The sequence below is a fragment of the Microbulbifer sp. YPW1 genome (assembly GCF_013367775.1).
GTDB lineage: Bacteria > Pseudomonadota > Gammaproteobacteria > Pseudomonadales > Cellvibrionaceae > Microbulbifer.
Genome location: NZ_CP055157.1, coordinates 1644918 through 1665492 on the forward strand (window position 1 = coordinate 1644918; position 20575 = coordinate 1665492).

Genomic DNA, 20575 nt, shown 5'->3' on the forward strand with positions numbered 1-20575 from the left:
AGAAACGCTCTATGGGAATCTTGTCTTGGATTATCTTGGGCCTGATCGCAGGCGCCCTGGCCAAATGGATCATGCCCGGCCCGGATCCGGGTGGCTGGATTGTCACCATGGTGATCGGCATTATCGGCGCTTTCATCGGCGGCTGGGTCGGCAGCTTTGTCGGCCTCGGTACAACCGGTGGCCTGTCTCTGGGCAGTATTATTACCGCGGTGGTGGGGGCAATCATTTTGCTGTTCATTTTCCGCATGGTGAAGTCCCGCTGACGTCGCCCGATCACATTCATTGAAAATGCGTGCAGGGCCCACAGGATGCTGTGGGCCCTGTTCACAGTTTGTCGTTGGCAAACAGGTTATAAAGGCTTTTGCCGACTGATTTATTACGCAAATTCATAAAAACTATTTAAATGCGGTGCCGCTTCTACTCTGGCATCGTGTATTGTGGGGCCGGAATTCGGTACCGGGGGTTGATTCGAGCGGTTATGGCAAAGGAAAAAGTCTGGATCTTCGGTTGTGGCGATCTGGGGACTCGTCTGGCATTGAAGTTGGATCGCAAGGCGTACGATGTGTTTGGTGTGCGGCGTAACCCGCTGCAGGCACTGGCACGCAAGCGTCGCGCCGATGTGGTCAACTGGCGCCGCGGCGATGCCACCAAGCCTGAAGATATCCGTCGTCACCTGAACAACGGTGCGGATATTGTTATCGCCACTTTCACTCCGGGCGCGAGCACTCCCCAAGCCTATCAGCGCGCCTATGTGGAAACTGCCACAACCCTGCGCGACGCCCTCGCCGAAATGGAAAAGCCCCCGCGCCTGGTGCTGTGGATTTCTTCTACCCGGGTTTACGGCCAGAGCGGTGACCACTGGCTGGACGAGCGCTCCCAGCCCCTGCCCGGCAGCTTCCAGGGAGAAGCCCTGCTCGCCGCGGAAAAAATTGCCCAGACTTCGCCCACCGAAACCTGCGTCGTGCGATTTGCGGGTATTTACGGCCCCGGCCGGGATCGACTGTTATCCCAGGTGCGCGCCGGTCGCTGCGCACCGCCCTCGCCGCCGCAATTCAGCAACCGTATTCACGTAGACGATGCCGTGGGATTCCTGGCCCATCTGATCGAGGGGCAGAAAACCGGTATGGCACTGGAGAAACTGTATATCGGTGCCGACTGCACGCCGGTACCCATGTACGAGTTGCAGAGCTGGCTGGCAAAATCCATGGGATACACCAGCGCACACCTGCGCGAGGAAGTGGCCACCAGCGAACGCCGCTCGAAGAAAATGAGCAACAAGCGCATGTTGGATAGTGGCTATGAAATGCTGTATCCCGACTACCGCGCAGGCTACAGCACCCTGCTGGAAAACGACTGAATTCGATAACCGCGCCGCTCGTTCGCAGCGGCGCGATCTCCTTCAAATCGCTGTCAGATCACCATTACCGCTTCGGCTTCGAACTGGGCGCCCTTGGGCAGTTCGCTCACGCCCACTGCCGCGCGCGCGGGGAACGGCTTGGTAAACACCTCTTCCATGACTTCGTTGACGGTAGCGAAGTTGCTGAGGTCGGTGAGGTAAAGGTTCAGCTTCACGATACTGTCGAGCGTCCCGTTGCCGGCCTCACACACCGCTTTCAGGTTCTTGAACACCTGTACAGCCTGCTCCCTGAAATCGTCAGAGATCAGCTCCATGGTTTCCGGTACCAGGGGAATCTGGCCGGACAGGTAGATGGTGTTGTCGACCTTGACGGCTTGCGAATAGCTGCCGATTGCGGCCGGTGCCTTATCTGTTTTTATCACGGCGCGATTGGGCATTGGTTACTTCTCTCCCGGCCTGATAAGGCCTGCTTGCTGAAAAAGAAAGCGGGAGAATATAGCGCGCTTTATGGGGTTTGGGGAGCGGTGCCGAAGGCAGATTGACGATATGCGGAACCTGTCCACATTCCGGGAAAATAAGCGCAAAACCCCACCCGTTTTCCGTCTGCTGTCGCAATAACTATCCGCAGAAACAGAAATACCCGAAGCTGCCTCGGAGGCCCAGTGCCGGTACTTGTCCGACAAACGTTCGCCGACGAGGCTGTTTGGCGGATGGGCATCGGCACTGGGCCGGCCCCAATCAAACCCGCCAAACGCAAGTGCTACTCAGGGACGCGCGATCTTGATCACTGCAGGCAGGTTGCGCAGCCGTTTCATCACCTGGGCGAGGTGCACCCGGTTGGCTACTTCCAGGGTCAGCGCAATCACACTGTGCTGAGCATCTTTCTCGTCCACGTGGATCTGCTCGATACTCGCCCCCTCTTCCGTAATGCGCGTTGCCAAACGGGCGATAATGCCGCGTTCAGACTCTACCTCTACCCGCACATCGCCGAGGAACTCACCCTTCACATCCGGCGACCAGGCCACCGCCATAATATTCTCCGGGTGCTCGCGCAGTTCTGCTGCATTGCGACAGGTATCCCGGTGCACCACCACGCCCTTGCCGGAACTGATATGACCCATGATCGTATCGCCCGGAATCGGACGGCAGCAGCGTGCAAAACTGATCATCATGCCCTCCTGGGCATCGATGGTCAGGGGCGAGGAAATGCTGCTGGCTTCGGTTTCCATGGTGCCCGGCGGAATCAGCAGCTTGGCTGCAGAGAAGGCCGCGCGGTTGCCCAGGCCGATCTCTTCCAGCAGATTGTCGAAACTATCGCACCTCGCCTCACGCACACCGCGCGCGATGTGTTCCTCGGAAAGATCGGCGATTTTCAGGCGGAACTTCACCAGCGCCTTCTCCAGCAAGCGCCGGCCCAGCTCGATGGAATCGTGGTGACGCTGATGCTTCAGGTAGTGACGGATGGCACTGCGCGCTTTCGCCGTCACCACAAAATTGAGCCAGTTCGGGTTTGGCTGAACGTTCTTGCTGGTGAGGATCTCCACCTTCTGGCCGCTTTCCAGCGGTTGCGACAGTGGTGCCAGGCGCTGGTTGATGCGCACCGCCACACAGGAATTACCCACATCGGTGTGCACCGAGTAAGCGAAATCCACCGCGGTGGCACCGGCGGGCAGATCGATGATCTTGCCCTTGGGAGTAAACACGTAGACCTCGTCCGGGAACAGGTCGATTTTTACGTTTTCGATAAATTCCAGCGAGTCGCCGGCCCGTTGCTGCATTTCCAGCAGCCCCTGCACCCAGCGGCGCGCGCGCACCTGGCTGGTACCGCCGGTATTCAGGACCTCGTCACCGGAGGACTTGTACAGCCAGTGTGCGGCGATACCGCTGTTGGCCATCTCGTCCATTTCCTTGGTGCGGATCTGCACCTCGATGGGCACACCGTGCATGCCCAGCAGAACCGTGTGTAGAGACTGGTAACCGTTGGACTTGGGGATCGCGATGTAGTCCTTGAACTCGCTGATCACCGGCTTGTACAGGTTGTGGATAACCCCGAAGGTGCGGTAACAGGTGTCCACGCTGTCCACGATGATGCGGAAAGCGTAGACGTCCATGATTTCGCGGAAGGATTTCTTCTTCGAGCGCATCTTCTGGTAGATGCTGTACAGGTGCTTTTCGCGGCCGATGACCAGCGCATCGATTTTTTCCCGCTCCAGGCGAAGCTCGATGGCGTTCTGGATTTTTTCCAGCAGCTCCTTGCGGTTGCCGCGGGCCGCCACCAGCGCCGCGCGCAAACGGCTGGCGCGCAGCGGGTAGATGGCAAAGAAGGCGCGGTCCTCGAATTCGATTCGCACATCGTTCATGCCCAGGCGGTTGGCGATGGGGGCGTAGATCTCGAGTGTTTCGCGGGCAATACGCGCGCGCTTTTCCGGCTTCAGGGAGCCGAGGGTGCGCATGTTGTGCAGGCGGTCGGCGAGCTTGACCAGGATGACGCGGATATCCCGCGCCATGGCCAGGGCCATTTTCTGAAAGTTTTCCGCCTGCTTTTCCGCGGGGCTGTCGGTCTCGAACTGGGTCAGCTTGGAGACCCCGTCCACCAGGTCCGCTATCTCCTCCCCGAACTGCTCCGCCAGTGCGGCCTTGGGAATGCCGGTGTCCTCGATCACGTCGTGGAGCATGGCCGCGGCCAGGCTCTGGGCATCCATGTGCATGCCTGCCAGGATGGTGGCAACTGCGAGCGGGTGGGTGATATAGGGTTCGCCGGAACGCCGTTTCTGGCCTTCGTGCGCCTGCTCCGCGTAGAAGTAGGCGCGGCGGACGAACTGAATCTGGTCGGAGGGAAGGTAGGACGAGAGGCGATGGGCCAGACTGTCTATGGTGTGCAAAGCCGCGCTCGCCTCTTAAATTTCCAGCAATTCCTGCATCGGTCAAAAAATCGGGATTACATATCCTGTTCGGACAGGAATACCGGTGCCGGTGCGGAGTGCTGAACCGGCTCTTCTTCCGGCTCGTCGAGGATGCTGGCGTCTACGAAGCCCTCTTCGATTTCGCGCAGGGCGATCACGGTGGGCTTGTCATTCTCTTCTGCAACCATCGGGTCACGGCCGCCGGTAGCGATCTGGCGGGCGCGCTTGCTGCCAACGATAACCAGCTCAAAGCGGTTGTCTACGTGGTCGAGGCAATCTTCAACGGTAATACGTGCCATAAAATTTCAGTTCCAGTGTGGGTTCGCCCGGCCGGGCGAGATGGGCAAATTCTGTTGTCCGACCGGCTGGCCATTGCCGCGGACGGACCTAGTGTGACTATTCTACCGGACCGCGCGGTGTACGCAAATCGATCAGTGGGCTGATTGCGCACAATCCCCGGTTTTATTGGGTTTCTTGGCGGCGCTACTACCGGGTACAGCCTTGTGAGACACGCCGTGAACCCATCCCTGGGGGCTCTTCTAAAACATCCCTGTTTTAGAAGGTCTCACAAGGCTGTACCCGGTAGCAGCGCTTTCGGGGCAAGCTCAAGTTGCTTGGATGGCTTATTGCTGTCGCAACAGTGACTGCAACAGAGCCCCGTGCATCTCCTGCTGGCGCCCGAGCCGCTGGCGCTCGGCCACCATGATGGCGCGCAGTTCGGCAAGCGCGGTGGCGAAATCGTCGTTGATGATCAGGTAGTCGGTCTCGACATAGTGGGACATCTCGTCGATCGCCTGCGCCATGCGCTTGTCGATCACCGCCTGGTCGTCCTGGCCACGGCCGGTCAGGCGCTCGAGCAGCGCCTGCTGGGACGGCGGCAGGATAAAGATCCCCACCGTCTCCGGCATCTGCTTGCGTACCTGTTCGGCGCCCTGCCAGTCGATCTCCAGGATCACATCGCGTCCGCTGGCGAGGGTTTCCTCGACCCACGCCTTGGATGTGCCGTAAAAGTTGTCAAACACCTGGGCGTGTTCCAGAAACGCGCTCTGCCCCAGCATCTCCACGAACTCATCGCGATCCACAAAATGATAGTTGATGCCTTCAATCTCACCGGGACGCATGGGCCGGGTGGTGTGGGATACGGACACGGTAACCCCGCTATCCGCCTCGATCAGCGCTTTGACGAGACTGGTTTTGCCAGCGCCGGAGGGCGCGGAGACCGTATATAAAGTACCTGTGGACACGGCGAACCTTGCTGCAGTGGTGGTGATTGGAATGATGGGCGGGGATTATAGCGAAAGCCGGCGGTGACGTGCGAACCGTAAACAGGCCGTCCCCCGACCGGTGCTGGGGGCAAAGTGTTGGGCTTTTCCGGAATATCTGCCGCGGGGCGGCGTGTCTTCCGAAGCCGGTCGGGGGTGCCTGCGGAATCTCAACCGCTTCGCCTTTGGGGAAGGCTGGGGGCTACTGCGGATTCCTGTTGCTAATTGCGAACGGCAGTGACTGTATCGTCTTTATTGTTAAAAACCAACCACCACCACACGGCGCCACTGGCAAGGCAGTAGCCGGTCACGGGCAGCCATATTGCCGCCGGCAGCAATGGCAGGCTCGCTGCCAGTAGCGCCAGCCGGCCCAGCTCCCAGAGTTTGCCGCGCGGCTCGCCATCCAGGATGCGGCCGTTTACCACCAGTCCGATCACCAGCATCCCTACCATCATTGCCGTTGTGGCGTAATCCAACTGCTGGGCACTGGCCATTAGCGCCAGTGCGGCGCCGGAGTAAACCAGATGCTGTATCAGCGCGTACCAGCGCTGAGCGCGGGGGATTTCAGGGTCAAATCGCTGGAAATTTTCCAGATCCCCACTGGGAACCGGCATCGCCGCTTCCGCATCTGCCGGGCGGTAGCCGGTGGCACGGAACCAGAGGGTGAGTTTTTCCTTCCAGCTTTTGGTGAACACGGCATCCAGCCACATGCGTTTGTAGTGTTGCAGGTTGGCCGCCAGGGGGTCGAAGGTATTCAGCGGCTTGCGCACTCCGTAGATACAGGGTTCGGTGTCCAGTTCCTCCTGATAGGTGCCGAACAGGCGATCCCAGATAATCAGTACTCCGCCGTAATTGCGGTCCACGTAGACCTTGTTCTGGGCGTGGTGCACCCGGTGGTTGGAGGGGGTGACCAGGAACCACTCCATCCAGCGCACCTTGGGGAATTTCTGGGTGTGGACCCAGAACTGGTAGATCAGGTCGATGGCCCCTGCGGTAACCAGGACTTCCCAGGGCATACCGATGAGCAGCAGCGGCAGGTAGAAGATCCAGCCCAGGGGAACCACATCGGTGGACTGGCGCAGAGCCGTGGTCAGGTTGTAGTCCTCGCTCTGGTGATGCACCAGGTGCTCGGCCCAGAAGATATTGATTTCGTGGCTGAAGCGGTGATTCCAGTAGTAACAGAAGTCGTAAGCGATCACCGCCAGCAGCAGGTGCCAGGGGTTGTCGAGGGACCACTGGATACCGAGGGCCTGGTAAGTGGGCTCCAGCCACTGGTAGAGCGGAACGTAAATGAGCAGCAGGATGCCCACGCGTATCAACCCGAGGATCCGGCTCATCACGCCGGCGGCGAGGCTGCCAATGGCATCGTTCAGGCGGTAAAGACCCCAGCCGCGCCAGCGATCCAGCGCGAGCTCCAGCAGTACAGCGAGCAGAAAGAAGGGGATGGCAGCAGTGACAAGACCCACGGGCACCTCGGAAGTTGTCTAACTATTTTTGTTCTAACCTCGAGGGTAATGTTGCCACAGCCGCGAAAGTGAACAATGTCCCCAGAGACCGGATTCCGAAATCCGTGAGCATTTTTCGTCAATAATCCAATAAACGGGAGCCAATATGATCAACGCCTATGCTGCCGAGTCCGCCGGCGCGGAACTCAAGCCGTTCAGTTATGACCCGGGTGCCCTGGAGCACGGGCAGGTAGAGATTGCGGTGGAATACTGTGGCCTCTGCCACAGTGACGTGAGTGTGGTGAACGACGAGTGGGGTATGACCGCATTTCCGGTGGTCCCCGGGCACGAGGTGGTCGGGCATATCGTCGCCCTGGGCGATGGGGTGACCCACCTGAAACAGGGCCAGCGCGTGGGGCTGGGTTGGCACTCGGGCTACTGCGGGCACTGCGGCGAATGCGATACCGGCCACCAGAATCTTTGTGCCCAGGCTCAGCCTACCATCATCGGTCATCACGGCGGCTTTGCCGACAAGGTGCGGGCGGGCGCGGCGAGCGTGGTGCCGGTGCCAGACGGCCTGGATCCGGCGGTGGTCGGCCCCCTGTTCTGTGCCGGCATCACTGTGTACAACCCGCTGGTGCAGTTCGGTATCAAGCCCAGCAGCCGCGTGGCGGTGATCGGCATCGGCGGGCTGGGTCACCTGGCGCTGCAGTTCCTGAACGCCTGGGGGTGTGATGTCACCGCTTTCACTTCCAGCGATAGCAAGCGCGATGAAGCGCTGGAGCTCGGTGCCCACCACACCCTGAACAGCCGCGACCCGGAAGCGCTCAAGGCCGCAGCGGGTCAGTTCGACCTGATCATCTCCACGGTCAACGTCAAGCTGGATTGGAACACTTACCTCACCACCCTCAAACCCCGTGGTCGCCTGCACTTTGTCGGCGCCACCACCGAGCCACTGGATCTCAATGTGTTCAACCTGCTGATGGCCCAGCGCGAGGTTTCCGGTTCGCCGGTGGGCAGTCCCGCCACCATCGCCGACATGCTGGAATTTGCCGCGCGCCACAATATCGCGCCGAAAGTGGAGCACTTCCCCATGAGCAAGGTGAATGAAGCGTTCGCGCGACTCGAGAGCGGCGAAGCGCGCTATCGCATCGTGCTGGAGGCGGGCAAGTAAGCAGACAGGTAAGCGGGAAACACCGCGCACAAAAAAGGCCGGCGAATGCCGGCCAAGCAAGGTTGGGGTCTTGCGATTTGAGAGAGCGTCGATCGGTTAGGGTGCGGCTTCAGCCTGCAGGGTCACGCCCGAGTAACTGTTGTATCCGCGGATACTGATGTACCAGGTGCCCGCCTGCGGGTTGCTGATACTGCAGCTCTCGTCGTTGCCCCAGCGATACGGGCGGCAGTCATAGCTGCTGGTAGTGGGCTGTGAGCCGTAGCGCACATACAGATCGCCATCACCGCTGCCGCCGGACATCAGTACTTCCAGGGAAGACATACCGCTGTTCACGTCGAGGGTAAAGTGCTGCCAGCTGCCGCTGCTGCCGGTCACGTTGGTTTCCGTCCAGCCAGTGGCACCGCCTCCGCTGCTGCCTTCATCAAAGCTGCCGACCAGGCTGACGCTGGAGAAGCTGCTGTAGGCGCGCACCATCACGTGATAGGTGCCGGCCTGAACATTGCTGATGGAGCAGGTTTCATTGTTGCCGTTCAGGTAGGGACGGCAATCGTAGGTGGAGGTGGTGGGCTGGCTGCCGTAGCGTACGTAGAGGTCTGCATCACCGCTGCCACCGGAAATCTGGAAGCTCAGGTTGGATGCGCCCGCGGGGACTTCCAGGGTGTAGCGCAATTCACCGCCGGTACTGGCGGAAAGTCCGGTTTCGGTAACCCCGTTGGTCAACACGCCGTCACCGGGCTCCGGGTCTGGATCAGGGTTGCCGCCGCCATTGGCCGCATTCACCGCCGCTGTCGCATCCACAATGCCGGTACCGCACTGGCTACAGGAGCCGGGGAAGCTGCGGGCAGTGTTTTTCAGGACAGTTTCCACTTCGGTCGGGGTAATGCCGCTGTCTACCGCGTACAGCAGTGCTGCCGCACCGGCTACGTGAGGTGCCGCCATACTGGTGCCCTGGTAGAAGGCGTAGTTGTCACTACCCGGTCCCTGGGTGCCGCTGTTGAGAGTCGACAGTACACCGTTGGAATTGGTCGAGGTCTCGCCGCCCGGGGCTGCCACATCCACCACGCTGCCGTAGTTGGAGTAGTAGGCGCGGCTGCCGGCGCGGTTGGTAGAGGCCACGGTCACAACGCCGGAACAGCTTGCCGGACTGTAGTTCGCCGCATTGGCGTTGGAGTTACCCGCAGCAACCACCACGGTAGTCCCCAGGCTGCGCGCGGTATTGATCGCGTTCTGGGTGGTGTTATCACAGCTGCCGCCGCCACCGAGGCTGAGGTTCAGCACCTGTGCCGGGTTGGGGTTGGACGGTACGCCGCTCACGTTGCCGCCGGCGCCCCAGATGATGCCATCGGCAATATCCGAGGTGTAACCGCCACAGCGACCGAGTACACGGATCGGCACGACCTTCGCCTTGTAGGCAACACCGGCCACGCCGCTACCATTGTTGGTAACCGCAGCGATGGTGCCGGCCACATGGGTGCCGTGCCAGCTGCTGTTGCGCGCCGGCTGGCCTGCGCCACAGGCACCGGCCGGCGACCAGTCGCCAGGATCGCTGGCATCGGAGTCGCGACCATTGCCGTCCTGGGCCACGGTGGTGTCCGAGATCATGTCGTAGCCGGGCAGAATATTCGCGTTCAGGTCCGCGTGTGGGCGGTAACCGGTATCGATCACACCTACCACCACGCCTTCACCCTGGGTGATGTCCCATGCCGAGGGCAGGTTCAGTCCGCCGGTGGATTCAAAGTAATGCCACTGCTGGTTGTAATTAGTATCGTTGGGGGTGGCCATGGGCTGCATCAGGCGATCTGGCTCGACGTAGTCCACCTGGGGGTCTTGTTGCAGGCGTGCAACGATCGCATCGAGTTCTGCTTTGCTCGCGCGCTTTTCCAGCTTCATCAGCTGCGCACCGGTAGCAAGACGGCGCATATGCTTGAAGCGATGACCTGCGGTTTGTGCCAGGCGATCGATCGCCGTTTGCGACATGGCGGAGGCATTGGCGCCGGCCATAGTGCTTTTGTATTTGACGATGATCCGATCGGTCACCACTTCATCCGGCGCTACCGCCATAGAGGACAGCTCGGGCTCCACCGCTTGTGCCGTAAAGCTGATACCGATAGTGGCGCTGGCGATCAGCGTCGCCGCGCCGAGCACGGTACTCGGACCTCGTTTGAATAATGCTGATAATTTCATTGTTGCGAATTTCTCCTTGATTATTTTTGTCGGCAGAATTGGGTGCTTCCGCCGCGATCCCGCTGCGTTACCCCAGTGCAGCGCTTCCTCCGGAAACGACCCCACAATTTTGTTGTGGGGATTTCTCCTAAGGCCTTTGTTTAACGAGGAGATGAATTGCCCCCCCAAGTAAAAACAGGGACAACTCTTTGTAATACGCGCCAAAATTAGGATCTAACTGGTACGCTTGTCACCCATTACAAAAGCCGCGTGAAGTTGATCTCAATAATCGGATGATTTGTACGAAGGCCATTTTCCGTGAAAAAAATCGTGGGATATGTTGTCGGCTTGTTGCACCTGGTTGGTGCGGTGATAATTGATAGCGGGGAGAGCTCACACTGCGGTGTGATTTTCAAAAGATAAAAGTCACCAATAAAAATTACTGGATCGCTGAACGCGAGCCGCCATACAAGGATTTTCCATGACCACTTCCATTGCTGCGGATCCCTACGCCTCTCCGCAAACTTCAGACCTGGACAGCGCGACAGCGGAAACCTTCAGTCAGCCACAGCTGTTTTCCTTCAATGGCCGTATCGGTAGGATGCGTTATTTTTCCTATCTGGTGCTGTCTTCCATTTTCTTGATGTTTGTTGCGGGTATCGCGGCGGCGATGTTGCTTCCGGTAGATCTGTCAGCAAGTCTGTACGTATACGGTGCATTTTTTATCTCTATCACCGTTTACGGATTTTCACTCAATGTGCGCCGTTTGCACGACCTGGATAAATCCGGTTGGTGGTCTTTGCTGGTGGCGCTGCCGATATTGAACCTGCTGTTGATGGTTTATCTGGTTTTTTTTCCGGGTAGCAAAGGGCGCAATGGGTTTGGTGATAAACCTGTGGGTAATGGCGCTGGAGTATTTATCGCATTTGCCCTGAGCCTGTTATTGGGCTTTGCCTATGTGGGTACGCTAATGGCGGTAGCACTGCCGGCTTACCAGGAGTACGTGGAGCGCGCACAGCAGACCGCACAGTAAAATTTGTATTCTAGGACAACTAAAAAAGCCGCCCTAATCGGGCGGCTTTTTTAGTTGTCCTGGATTTTATTTTTGGCCTCGATCCAGCGGCTCATAAATTCCTCCGCACGGTGCTCGGTACGCCGGAGGATGCGCCCCCAGATATTCCGGTTGCGGTGCGTCTCCAGATTTTCGGCGATGTCCTGCAGCCGCTGTATAAAGTTTGCTGCATGGTCCTGATAGAAAAATCCTGCGGCAAGTGCACGAATACCCGCATCGCGCACGTTTAGCCAGTCTGATTTATTTTGGTAAAGGCGCGCGATAGATTCAGCAAGCTGATCGGGATCATCGCTGAGCGTATAGCCCCATGCATTTTCCGGAGCCATGGACTCGGCGCCGACGGGCGTGGTGACCGTGGGTGTTCCGCTGAGCCAGCCCTCCAGTATCTTGCCTTTTTGTCCGGCGCCGAAGCGCAGAGGTGCTAAGTTCAGTCGATAACGGGCGAGTGTCGCGAGAGCATTTTCGGTGCGTCCGTGAATCCGCAATCCGGTTTTCGGGTCACTGAGACGATGCATGGCGTGATCCGAGTAGGCTCCGTACACGTGGCACTCCACACCGGGTAGTAGGGTGTGTAAGCGCGGCCACACGGTTTGTGCAAACCAGGTGGTGGCATCGCGGTTGGGCGCGTGCTTGAAGCCGCCGATCATGACGAGGTGTTCGCGTTCGTCAAAATCGGGCAGCTTGTTAACATCAGGCAATTCATGCACCAGAAATGGCAAATAGTGCAATTGCCAGTCCGGCAGGCAGAAATGCTGTTTGAGGAGTTCTACCTCGACCTGGGAAATCATCACCGTGAGATCGCAGCGCGCCATGGCCGCAATTTCGCGTTCGGCACTCGCGTTAAACAGGTTAACCGGCTCACCAGTTTTCAGTGCCTGGTGACGCGCCTCGCGCAGGCTGTGGAAGTCGCTGGTGTCGAGCAGCGTAACGGCGTCCGGACACTGCTCGCGCACCCGCCAGCCGAACTGCTCTTCCATCATAAAGCGATCGTAGATCACCAGTGTGGGGTTCAGTGCGCGCACCCATTGATCAAAGCTGGCGTCGTTGACTGCAATGGGATGCTCGCCATAACCGGTCTTCGCCTGGAACGGAGTGGGCTGCGCCGGACTCGCAATCTCCACCTGATAACCGGCTTCGCCCAGCAGATCGAGAATATCCAGTGTGCGACGACCGGCAGCGGTGGAGGTGGGTTCTGGCCACTGCTTGGCGATTAAAAGTGCGCGCCTGGTGGGCGCGGTGCTGGCCATCCGCGAATTACTCGATGTTCTGCACCTGCTCCCGCATCTGCTCGATCAGTACTTTCAATTCCACCGCGGCCTGGGTGGTGTCGGTGACCACGGCTTTTGACGACAGGGTATTCGCCTCGCGGTTAAATTCCTGCATCAGGAAATCCAGACGCCGGCCGATGGGACCGCCGTTTTTCAGCACGCGACGGGTCTCGGTGATGTGGGCGTCGAGGCGGTCGAGTTCTTCGTCTACGTCCGCTTTCTGGGCCAGCAGGGCAATTTCCTGCTCGATACGGTCCTTGTCGATCTCTTCGAGTAATTCTTCCAGCCGGCTTTTCAGTTTGTCGCGCTGGTTCTGCAGGATCTGCGGCAGTAACGCGCGCACGGTAGTGACCTGCTCATTGATGCCGATCAGTCGCGCCTCGATAAATCCGGCCAGTTCCGCACCCTCGCGCTCGCGGTTGTCCACGACCTGTTCCAGCGCCTGCTTGAAGCCATCGAGGATGGCTTTGGCCTGCTCGTCCGCGTCGGTTTCTGGTTCGGCAATCACGCCCGGCCACTTGAGGATTTCCAGGGGATTCAGAGACAGGCTGTCGCTCGCCGGTGCCACCAGCCCGGCGGCCTTGACCAGCTGCTCGGCGAGCGCCTGATTTACTTCTATACCCGCGACTTCCCCGCTGTTCGCCTTGAGGTTGAGGGTCATCTCTACCTTGCCGCGATTGAGGGTCTTGCGCAGGATTTCACGCAACTTGGACTCCAGTGCGCGGGCAGCCTCCGGCAAACGGAAGTGAGGTTCGAGATAGCGGTGGTTGACGGAGCGCATCTCCCATACGGCGGTGCCGGTGGAGTAGTTGACTTCCGCACGACCGAAAGCGGTCATGCTGCGCACTTTGTTTTTGGCCATACTGCCGGGCTCCAGAAAAGAATGCTGCTTGGAAAAAAGAGCGGCAAAGCATAGCACAGGGTGATTGTGTGCTTAGATGGCTATAATGCCGAACCTTGAACGCTTTCAAGCTTAAATCGATTTCAAACCAGAGGTGCAATATGCAGCGACCAAGCGGCCGCAAGCCAGAGCAACTGCGCGATGTGCGCATTACCCGTCAATACACTCGTCACGCGGAGGGATCCGTACTGGTTGAGTTTGGTGACACCAAAGTGCTCTGCAACGCGTCAGTAGCGGCGGAAGTGCCGCGTTTCCTGCGCGGACAGGGCGGCGGCTGGATCACCGCGGAGTACGGCATGCTGCCCCGCTCCACTGGCTCGCGCATGGGGCGCGAGGCCGCGCGCGGCAAACAGGGCGGTCGCACCGTGGAAATCCAGCGCCTCATCGGTCGTTCCCTGCGCGCAGCGGTGGATCTGAAACTGCTGGGCGAACACCAGATCACCCTCGATTGCGATGTGATCCAGGCGGATGGCGGCACCCGTACGGCCTCTATTACCGGCGCCTGTGTGGCCCTGGTGGACGCGATTCGTTATATGCAGCGGGAAAAAATGATCGCCACCGATCCGCTGAAAAATATGGTGGCGGCGATTTCCGTGGGTATCTATGACGGCGAAGCGGTGCTGGATCTGGATTATCCGGAAGATTCCAATGCCGATACCGATATGAATCTGGTGATGGCTGAAGATGGTGGCATGATCGAGGTGCAGGGCACCGCGGAAGGCGCACCATTTACCGAACAGCAATTTGCCGAGATGCTGGCGCTGGGCAAGGCGGGCATCAAGGAGTTGATCGGGATGCAGAAGAAGGCATTGGCGGAATAACCTGCCGATACCGGGTGGACGGGGAGTGCCCGTTCGCCCACTTTTTATCCGCGGTAACAAACTGACGCCAATAAATCCTTCCTTGTCGCCCTTTTGATGATCCCTTCTTTCCGCATCTATTAGGCTTTCTTTCCGCCCCGTGGAATACCGACGAGAAAGCCATGTATCAGACACTGATTATTGCGGCACTCGCTGTAGCGCTGCTCACCTTTAATTCTCCGCTGCACGCACAGGGTGACGATAAACAAGCCCGCCCCCAGCACAAACACTACCGCGCACCGGAACAGGATAAGCCCTCCCCGACTGGCGCTCTGGCGCCGCGCCTGCAGAACCTCGGCGATCACAAGTTTCCGGTCAGCTGTCAGTCGGAGCGCGCGCAGAAGTTCATCACCCAGGGCGTGAACCTCGCCTACGCCTTCAACCATGCCGAGGCGGGGCGCTCATTCCGTGAGGCCGCGCGCCTTGCCCCGAACTGTGCCATGGCCTATTGGGGGCAGGCGCTGGTGCTGGGCCCGAATATCAACGCACCCATGGACCAGGAGAAGGAGCCCGAGGCCCTGGAGCTGGTAAAGAAAGCCATGTCGCTGCGAAATACCGCCAATGATCGCGAGCGCGCTCTGATAGAAGCGCTGTCCACACGCTATTCCGGTGATCCTGCCGACAGGCGCCAGCGTGACAGCGACTATGCCGCGGCGATGAAAAAAGTCGCGCAGCGCTTTCCGGATAATCTGGATATTGTGACCCTGTATGCCGAGTCGATGATGGACCTGCGGCCATGGAATTACTGGATGCGCGACGGTACGCCCTACGAGGGCACCGAGGAGATAGTTTCTCTGCTGGAAGGCGTGATGGAAAAAAATCCCAGGCATCCCGGCGCCCTGCACCTGTACATTCACCTGATCGAGCCCACCAACAATCCAGCCCGCGCCGAAAAAGCCGCGGATACCTTGAAGGGACTGATGCCGGGGGCGGGACATATCGTGCATATGCCAGCGCACATTTATCAGCGGGTGGGACGTTACGCGGATTCCGCCAGCACCAATGTGCGGGCAATTGCCGCCGATGAGGATTACATCACCCAGTGCCGGGCGCAGGGTATCTATCCCATGGCCTATTACCCGCACAATATCCATTTCCTGTGGTTTGCCGAAAGTGCTCGCGGCCGCGGCGCCGCCGCCATCGAAGCCGCCAACAAAACGGCGGCGCAGATCTCCGATGAGACGCTGGCGGCAATGCCGATTCTGGTGACCTTCCGGGTAACGCCCTACTGGGCGCTGGCGCGGTTCGGCAAATGGGGTGAGGTGCTGGCGTTACCGGAGCCAGCGGAAGACCTCTTCCTCAAGGGTGCCCGGCACTATGTCCGTGGCCTGGCATTTATTGGCAAGGGCCAACTGGATCAGGCCCAGAAAGAACTGGCGGCGGTGCAAAAGATTGCCGCAAGCCCGGCGCTGGATTACACGCTGTTTTCCCCCAACACCGCGGCGTCCATTCTCGCCATTGCCCCGGAAGTGTTGAGCGGCGAACTGGCGGCAGCCAAAGGCGACTACGACACGGCGATCATGCACCTGGACCGGGCGGTGCGTATGGAAGACGGGCTGGTGTATACCGAGCCCACCGAATGGCACTACCCGCCGCGCCTGGCGCTGGGTGCAGTACTGCTGAAGGCCGGTAAGCCCGCGCAGGCAGAAACCGTGTACTGGCAGAACCTCAGCCGTTACCCGGAAAATGGCTGGGCACTGTTCGGACTGACCGAGGCCCTGAAGCAGCAGCACAAGGCGGATGAAGCGGAATTGATCGAGGCGCGGTTCAGGAAAGCCTGGCGGGATGCGGATGTGAAGCTGACGGCGTCGCGACTGTAGCGAGAGTCGACTGTCCCGGATACGCAAAGGGCGCACCTGGTGGTGCGCCCTTTACTTTTTGTCCGGTGTTGCGTATCGGTCGTCCGACCGCGGCATCAGACTTCCAGGTCGTAATCCATGATCACTGGCAGGTGGCTCGAGAAGGACACGTTCTTGTTGATGGCCCCGTACTCGATCTTGTTCTTGAGGGTCTGGGAAACGATCTGCATATCGGTGCGCCAGCCATCGCCCTTGCCGATTTCGCCGCTCGGCCACCAGGTGAACTCGTCTGCGTCCTTCACTACCCGGCGGAAAGCATCCACATAGCCAATTTCGTTGAACAACTGATCGAGCCAGCGCTGTTCATGGCGCATGAACCCCGGGGTGTCCTGATGGTCCTGCCAGTTCTCCACATCCGCGCGGCGGTGGGCCATGCCCCAGTTGCCGCAGAAGATGAAGTCGCGGCGTTTGCGGCTGATCTTGGCCAGGTGGGCCTGCATGTCGTCGAAGAACTGCACCTTGGTTTCCAGCGACGCTTCGTCGGTAGCCACCGGCGCCAGCAGGGAGCCGACGCTGAGGCGCTCAAAGTCCGCCTGCAGGTAGCGGCCGTACATATCCACACCATTGGCAAAGCCCATGCCGAAGATCAGGGCCTTGGGCTGGGCGCGGGTATAGATGGCGACGCCGTTCTCGTGGGGGGTGCCTGAATCGAAGAAGTAGCTGTAGTAGCCGTCCGGATGGAAGATGGGGTGATCCAGCTCCGGTTCCAGTGAGCGCAGGTCCTGGAGGCAGATGATGTCTGCATCCTGATCTGACAACCAATCGTACAGTCCGCGCTGTGCAGCCTGGTGCACACCATCAACGGACAAACTCACTATTCGCATTATTAGCCCCTTACCAGCGGACTGTGTAAAATTGCAGTCGTTATTCGTCTGAACATTTTTCGATTGCCGCTCCCCTTTCCGTGGGGACCTTCCTTCACCTTAGCCAATAGTTATCAAATTGCCATGCAGCAGTACCAGCGCGACTTTATACAACTGGCCCTGGAGCACGATGTGCTCTGTTTCGGGGATTTTACGCTGAAATCCGGGCGCCAGAGCCCCTATTTCTTCAATGCCGGCCGATTCCACAGCGGTGCGGCGCTCGCCGCCCTGGGCAATGCCTACGCGGAGGCGATTATTGCCTCTGGAGTGGAGTTTGATGTCATCTTCGGACCGGCCTACAAGGGCATCCCGCTGGGTGCGGTGACCGCGGTGGCACTGGCGCAGAAAGGGGTAGATAAACCCTTCTGTTACAACCGGAAAGAGGCCAAGGACCACGGCGAGGGCGGAACCTTAGTGGGTGCGCCGCTTAAAGGCAAGGTTTTGATTATTGATGATGTCATTACCGCCGGCACGGCGGTGCGTGAGGTCATGCAGATCATCAAGGCCGAGGGTGCCGAACCCGCCGGTGTGGTGATCGGTCTGAATCGTCAGGAAAAGGCGAATGACGACACCGACCTGTCCGCCATTCAACTGGTGGAGCAGGAATACAGTATTCCTGTGATCGGTATTGTGGAATTGGACGATATTATTTCCTATCTTAAGTCCGAGGCTGCCAGCGAAGAGCTGTTGCAGCGTATCATCGACTATCGGCAGCAATACGGCGTGCGTACTGAGGGGTAAAGCCCTCTCCTCGTCAGTTATTGGTACCGGGGCACTAGGGACGAGTGCTAGAGGTCAAAACTTGAACGATGTACGCAATATATAAGAAGAGGCACGTTTGAAAACCGCAATAGCGCTGGCATTGGCCGGCGCCTTTCTGACAATGGACGTCGGAGCCGCAGACCAGGGGTGGAATGGCAAGAAGCTATACCGCTATACCAACGAACACGGTGTTCAGGTGCTGGATGACGTGGTGCCCCCGCGCTATGTGGCTGGTGGTTATGAGGTTCTGACCGCGACTGGCCGGGTGCTGGAGGTGGTGGAGCCGGAGCTGACGGGCAAGGAGCTGGCGGAGAAGCAGCGTCGCGAGGCGCGCATGGCTGCCGACTTGCAACTGCTCAAGCGCTACAACAGCGTTGCCGACATCGAATCCGCGCGCAAGCGCAAGCTTGCCATCGTACAGCAGGATATGGCGATCCTGCGTTCCAATTTAGCTTCCCTCAACCGACAGATCGAAAGCGAAGAATCCTCGGCGGCGCGCACACAGCGCAACGGCGGTACGGTTTCCCCGGAGCTGCTGCAGCGGATTGAGAATTTGCGCAAAGAGGTTGAGGTGGTTAGCGAGCGTCTGGCATTGCGCAAAAAGGAAGCGGTAACGATCAACAGCGAGTTCGACCACGCCGCCAACCGCTATCAGGAAATCGCGGGGAAATAGGTTTTCCTGCTGGTTTTGAAGTGGGCCCGTGGGCGGTGAAGCACCGGGCAAAGCATTTCAAAATCGCTGTGAACCCATCCCTGGGCGCTCCGGCGCCGCCATCCATGGCGACGACGGTTTTGAAAAACTTTCCCCGGTACTTCCCCTTCGATTCTGGGCACTGCGCATCGTTGTGAATAGTGCGCCTGAAAAAGAATTGTTACCCCTGCGCAGCCAGCGCACTCTCCCTGAAGAATCCTGCAACTAGCACCGGCCACTGCTCAGCCCAGAATTCGGTGGGCTTGCGCTTGAAACCACTGCGCACGTACTGAACGATACGGCCCTCGGCGCTGGCCAGCAGCAGGTTGGCCGCGGCGGTCAGGGGGATGGCGGGGCGCAGTTGCTCGCGCAGTTCCGCTTCGCGCAGGATCTGCTTGAGCTGGGTTTCCAGACGGTCGAACAGCTGCAGAATACGGCCGTGCAGACGCTCGGTTTCACCGGTCAGTGCGTCGCCGGTGAGAAGGCGGGTGATGCCGGGGTTGCGTTCGCAGAAGGCGAGCAGCAGGTGCAGGATTTTCTGGCAGCGGGCCAGTGCGCTGGGCTCATCCTGCATGATGATCTTGATGCGGCTGAAGATGGTTTCTTCGATGAATTCGATCAGCCCTTCGAACATCTTGGATTTACTGGGGAAGTGGCGGTAGAGCGCCGCTTCGGAGAACCCCACCTCTTTGGCCAGTGCGGCGGTGGTGATACGGGCGCCGGGGCTGGCTTCCAGCATGTGGGCCAGGGCCTGCAGGATCTGCTGGCGCCGATTGATTTTTTCGCTGCTCATGAACTGCCTTTACCCGGAATATTCAGCCGGGAACTGATTTTGTTGTTGTACCGGTATGGTTCTCGTTGCGCGGCTTTTAAGCGTTTGTGTTGTGAGCGGGGTGTCAGAAGCCCGTTATAAGTCGCAGAAAAGCGCATTGTCCGGCGGCAGAATCGTAACCATTCGCCGCCGCGGCATCAATTGTTAGTGCCTGTTAACAACGGTAATGTGATGGAAATCACGCGCCATCCGGTTCGGTTTGCAGGTTGCTGTTGGTGATCAGGGTGCCGACACCGGTGTCGGTGAAGATTTCCAGCAGCACCGCGTGGGGTACGCGACCGTCGATGATGTGGGCGGAAGTCACGCCGGCTTTTACCGCATCCAGGGCGCAGGCGATCTTGGGCAGCATGCCGCCATAGATGGTGCCGTCGGCGATGAGGCCGTCGACTTCCAGGGTGGAGAGGCCGGTGAGGACCTCGCCTTCCTTGTCCTGCAGGCCGGCCACGTTGGTGAGCAACATGAGCTTTTCCGCTTTCAGGTATTCGGCGATTTTACCGGCCACCAGGTCGGCGTTGATGTTATAGGATTCGCCGTTCTTGCCGACGCCTATCGGTGCAATCACCGGGATAAAGTCGCTGTTGATCAGCATATCGATCACGCCGGTATCGACACTTTCCACCTCGCCCACATGACCGATGTCGATGATTTCCGATGCGTGCAGGCCGGCCTTGTCTTGTTCTTGGTCCTTGCGGCGCAGTTTGCGTGCGCGGATCAGCAGGCCGTCTTTACCGGTCACACCCACGGCGCGGCCGCCGTTTTTGTTGATCAGGTTGACGATCTGTTTGTTCACGGTGCCACCGAGCACCATTTCCACCACGTCCATGGTCTCGCTGTCGGTAACGCGCATGCCATCCACAAAGCGCGACTCTATGCTGAGTTTGTCGAGCAGATCGCCAATTTGCGGGCCGCCGCCGTGGACCACTACCGGATTCATGCCCACCAGTTTCATCAGGATCACGTCGCGGGCGAAGCTGTTCTGCAGTTCTTCATCCACCATGGCGTTGCCGCCGAACTTGACCACCACGGTCTTGCCGATAAAGCGCTGGATATAGGGCAGTGCTTCGTTGAGTACCTGTGCGACGCGCAGGGCGGATTTCTGGTCCAGGGACATAGCGTTTTCCTTACCGCTTTGGGTTACTGCTGTGTGTTACTGCTCGGATCGG

The 20575-nt window shown here is 59.1% G+C and carries 19 protein-coding genes; 8 read left to right on the plus strand and 11 right to left on the minus strand.

The features are described 5' to 3' along the window. Nucleotides 1-11: 11 nt before the first annotated feature. Together HUW35_RS06960 and HUW35_RS06965 are read left to right on the plus strand one after the other, a co-directional pair. Nucleotides 12-263 carry a GlsB/YeaQ/YmgE family stress response membrane protein gene (locus HUW35_RS06960; protein WP_181254872.1) on the plus strand — a complete coding sequence of 84 codons (252 nt, stop codon included), beginning with the start codon at nucleotides 12-14 and terminating at the stop codon, nucleotides 261-263. Between the two features lie 215 nt (nucleotides 264-478). Beyond that, a complete protein-coding gene (locus tag HUW35_RS06965; protein ID WP_181254873.1) occupies nucleotides 479-1357 on the plus strand; it encodes an NAD-dependent epimerase/dehydratase family protein in 879 nt (292 codons plus the stop codon). Between the two features lie 53 nt (nucleotides 1358-1410). Here the strand turns inward: HUW35_RS06965 and HUW35_RS06970 are convergent, their stop codons facing one another. The 5 genes from HUW35_RS06970 to HUW35_RS06990 all read right to left on the minus strand — a co-directional run bounded on the left by HUW35_RS06970 (nucleotide 1411) and on the right by HUW35_RS06990 (nucleotide 6988). Continuing rightward, nucleotides 1411-1794, minus strand: coding sequence for a RidA family protein (locus HUW35_RS06970; protein WP_181254874.1), 384 nt, complete (start codon nucleotides 1792-1794; stop codon nucleotides 1411-1413). 327 nt (nucleotides 1795-2121) lie between these two features. Beyond that, nucleotides 2122-4239, minus strand: a complete 2118-nt coding sequence (locus HUW35_RS06975) for a bifunctional (p)ppGpp synthetase/guanosine-3',5'-bis(diphosphate) 3'-pyrophosphohydrolase (RefSeq protein ID WP_181254875.1) — start codon at nucleotides 4237-4239, stop codon at nucleotides 2122-2124. A 56-nt stretch (nucleotides 4240-4295) separates the two neighbouring features. Further along, a complete protein-coding gene (gene rpoZ / locus HUW35_RS06980; RefSeq protein ID WP_181254876.1) occupies nucleotides 4296-4559 on the minus strand; it encodes a DNA-directed RNA polymerase subunit omega in 264 nt (87 codons plus the stop codon). 324 nt (nucleotides 4560-4883) lie between these two features. Further along, entirely contained in the window at nucleotides 4884-5504 is a 621-nt protein-coding gene (gene gmk, locus HUW35_RS06985) for a guanylate kinase (protein ID WP_181254877.1), read from the minus strand. A gap of 239 nt (nucleotides 5505-5743) precedes the next feature. Next, on the minus strand, nucleotides 5744-6988 hold the full coding sequence (locus HUW35_RS06990; protein WP_181254878.1) for a sterol desaturase family protein: 1245 nt from the start codon (nucleotides 6986-6988) through the stop codon (nucleotides 5744-5746). Between the two features lie 145 nt (nucleotides 6989-7133). Between HUW35_RS06990 and HUW35_RS06995 the strand changes: the two genes are divergently transcribed. Beyond that, nucleotides 7134-8141 (plus strand): NAD(P)-dependent alcohol dehydrogenase, encoded by a 1008-nt coding sequence (locus HUW35_RS06995; RefSeq protein WP_181254879.1) that lies wholly within the window; start codon nucleotides 7134-7136, stop codon nucleotides 8139-8141. Between the two features lie 96 nt (nucleotides 8142-8237). Here the strand turns inward: HUW35_RS06995 and HUW35_RS07000 are convergent, their stop codons facing one another. After that, nucleotides 8238-10325: a S8 family peptidase gene (locus HUW35_RS07000; RefSeq protein ID WP_181254880.1), complete on the minus strand. Its 2088-nt coding sequence runs from the start codon at nucleotides 10323-10325 to the stop codon at nucleotides 8238-8240. Between the two features lie 460 nt (nucleotides 10326-10785). Between HUW35_RS07000 and HUW35_RS07005 the strand changes: the two genes are divergently transcribed. After that, nucleotides 10786-11337 (plus strand): DUF805 domain-containing protein, encoded by a 552-nt coding sequence (locus tag HUW35_RS07005; protein WP_181254881.1) that lies wholly within the window; start codon nucleotides 10786-10788, stop codon nucleotides 11335-11337. Nucleotides 11338-11387: 50 nt separating this feature from the next. On the opposite strand, the gene HUW35_RS07010 is transcribed toward HUW35_RS07005, so the two are convergent. Further along, nucleotides 11388-12623, minus strand: coding sequence for a glycosyltransferase family 4 protein (locus tag HUW35_RS07010; RefSeq protein WP_181254882.1), 1236 nt, complete (start codon nucleotides 12621-12623; stop codon nucleotides 11388-11390). Nucleotides 12624-12630: 7 nt separating this feature from the next. Continuing rightward, nucleotides 12631-13506, minus strand: a complete 876-nt coding sequence (locus HUW35_RS07015; RefSeq protein WP_181254883.1) for a YicC/YloC family endoribonuclease — start codon at nucleotides 13504-13506, stop codon at nucleotides 12631-12633. A 140-nt stretch (nucleotides 13507-13646) separates the two neighbouring features. Between HUW35_RS07015 and rph the strand changes: the two genes are divergently transcribed. Together rph and HUW35_RS07025 are read left to right on the plus strand one after the other, a co-directional pair. Then, nucleotides 13647-14366 (plus strand): ribonuclease PH, encoded by a 720-nt coding sequence (rph, locus tag HUW35_RS07020; protein WP_181254884.1) that lies wholly within the window; start codon nucleotides 13647-13649, stop codon nucleotides 14364-14366. A 161-nt stretch (nucleotides 14367-14527) separates the two neighbouring features. Next, entirely contained in the window at nucleotides 14528-16225 is a 1698-nt protein-coding gene (locus HUW35_RS07025) for a hypothetical protein (protein ID WP_181254885.1), read from the plus strand. Nucleotides 16226-16320: 95 nt separating this feature from the next. On the opposite strand, the gene HUW35_RS07030 is transcribed toward HUW35_RS07025, so the two are convergent. Then, nucleotides 16321-17088 carry an exodeoxyribonuclease III gene (locus HUW35_RS07030; RefSeq protein WP_078083116.1) on the minus strand — a complete coding sequence of 256 codons (768 nt, stop codon included), beginning with the start codon at nucleotides 17086-17088 and terminating at the stop codon, nucleotides 16321-16323. 123 nt (nucleotides 17089-17211) lie between these two features. Here HUW35_RS07030 and pyrE point away from each other — a divergent pair, with 123 nt between their 5' ends. Both pyrE and HUW35_RS07040 read left to right on the plus strand, forming a co-directional pair. Next, the gene (gene pyrE / locus HUW35_RS07035) at nucleotides 17212-17868 is read left to right on the plus strand and encodes an orotate phosphoribosyltransferase (protein WP_181254886.1); all 657 of its coding nucleotides are present in this window, start codon (nucleotides 17212-17214) and stop codon (nucleotides 17866-17868) included. A 97-nt stretch (nucleotides 17869-17965) separates the two neighbouring features. Further along, on the plus strand, nucleotides 17966-18562 hold the full coding sequence (locus HUW35_RS07040) for a hypothetical protein (RefSeq protein ID WP_181254887.1): 597 nt from the start codon (nucleotides 17966-17968) through the stop codon (nucleotides 18560-18562). 199 nt (nucleotides 18563-18761) lie between these two features. On the opposite strand, the gene slmA is transcribed toward HUW35_RS07040, so the two are convergent. Together slmA and argB are read right to left on the minus strand one after the other, a co-directional pair. Beyond that, a complete protein-coding gene (gene slmA / locus HUW35_RS07045) occupies nucleotides 18762-19373 on the minus strand; it encodes a nucleoid occlusion factor SlmA (RefSeq protein WP_078082858.1) in 612 nt (203 codons plus the stop codon). Between the two features lie 217 nt (nucleotides 19374-19590). After that, nucleotides 19591-20523 carry an acetylglutamate kinase gene (argB, locus tag HUW35_RS07050; RefSeq protein WP_181254888.1) on the minus strand — a complete coding sequence of 311 codons (933 nt, stop codon included), beginning with the start codon at nucleotides 20521-20523 and terminating at the stop codon, nucleotides 19591-19593. Nucleotides 20524-20575: the final 52 nt, after the last annotated feature.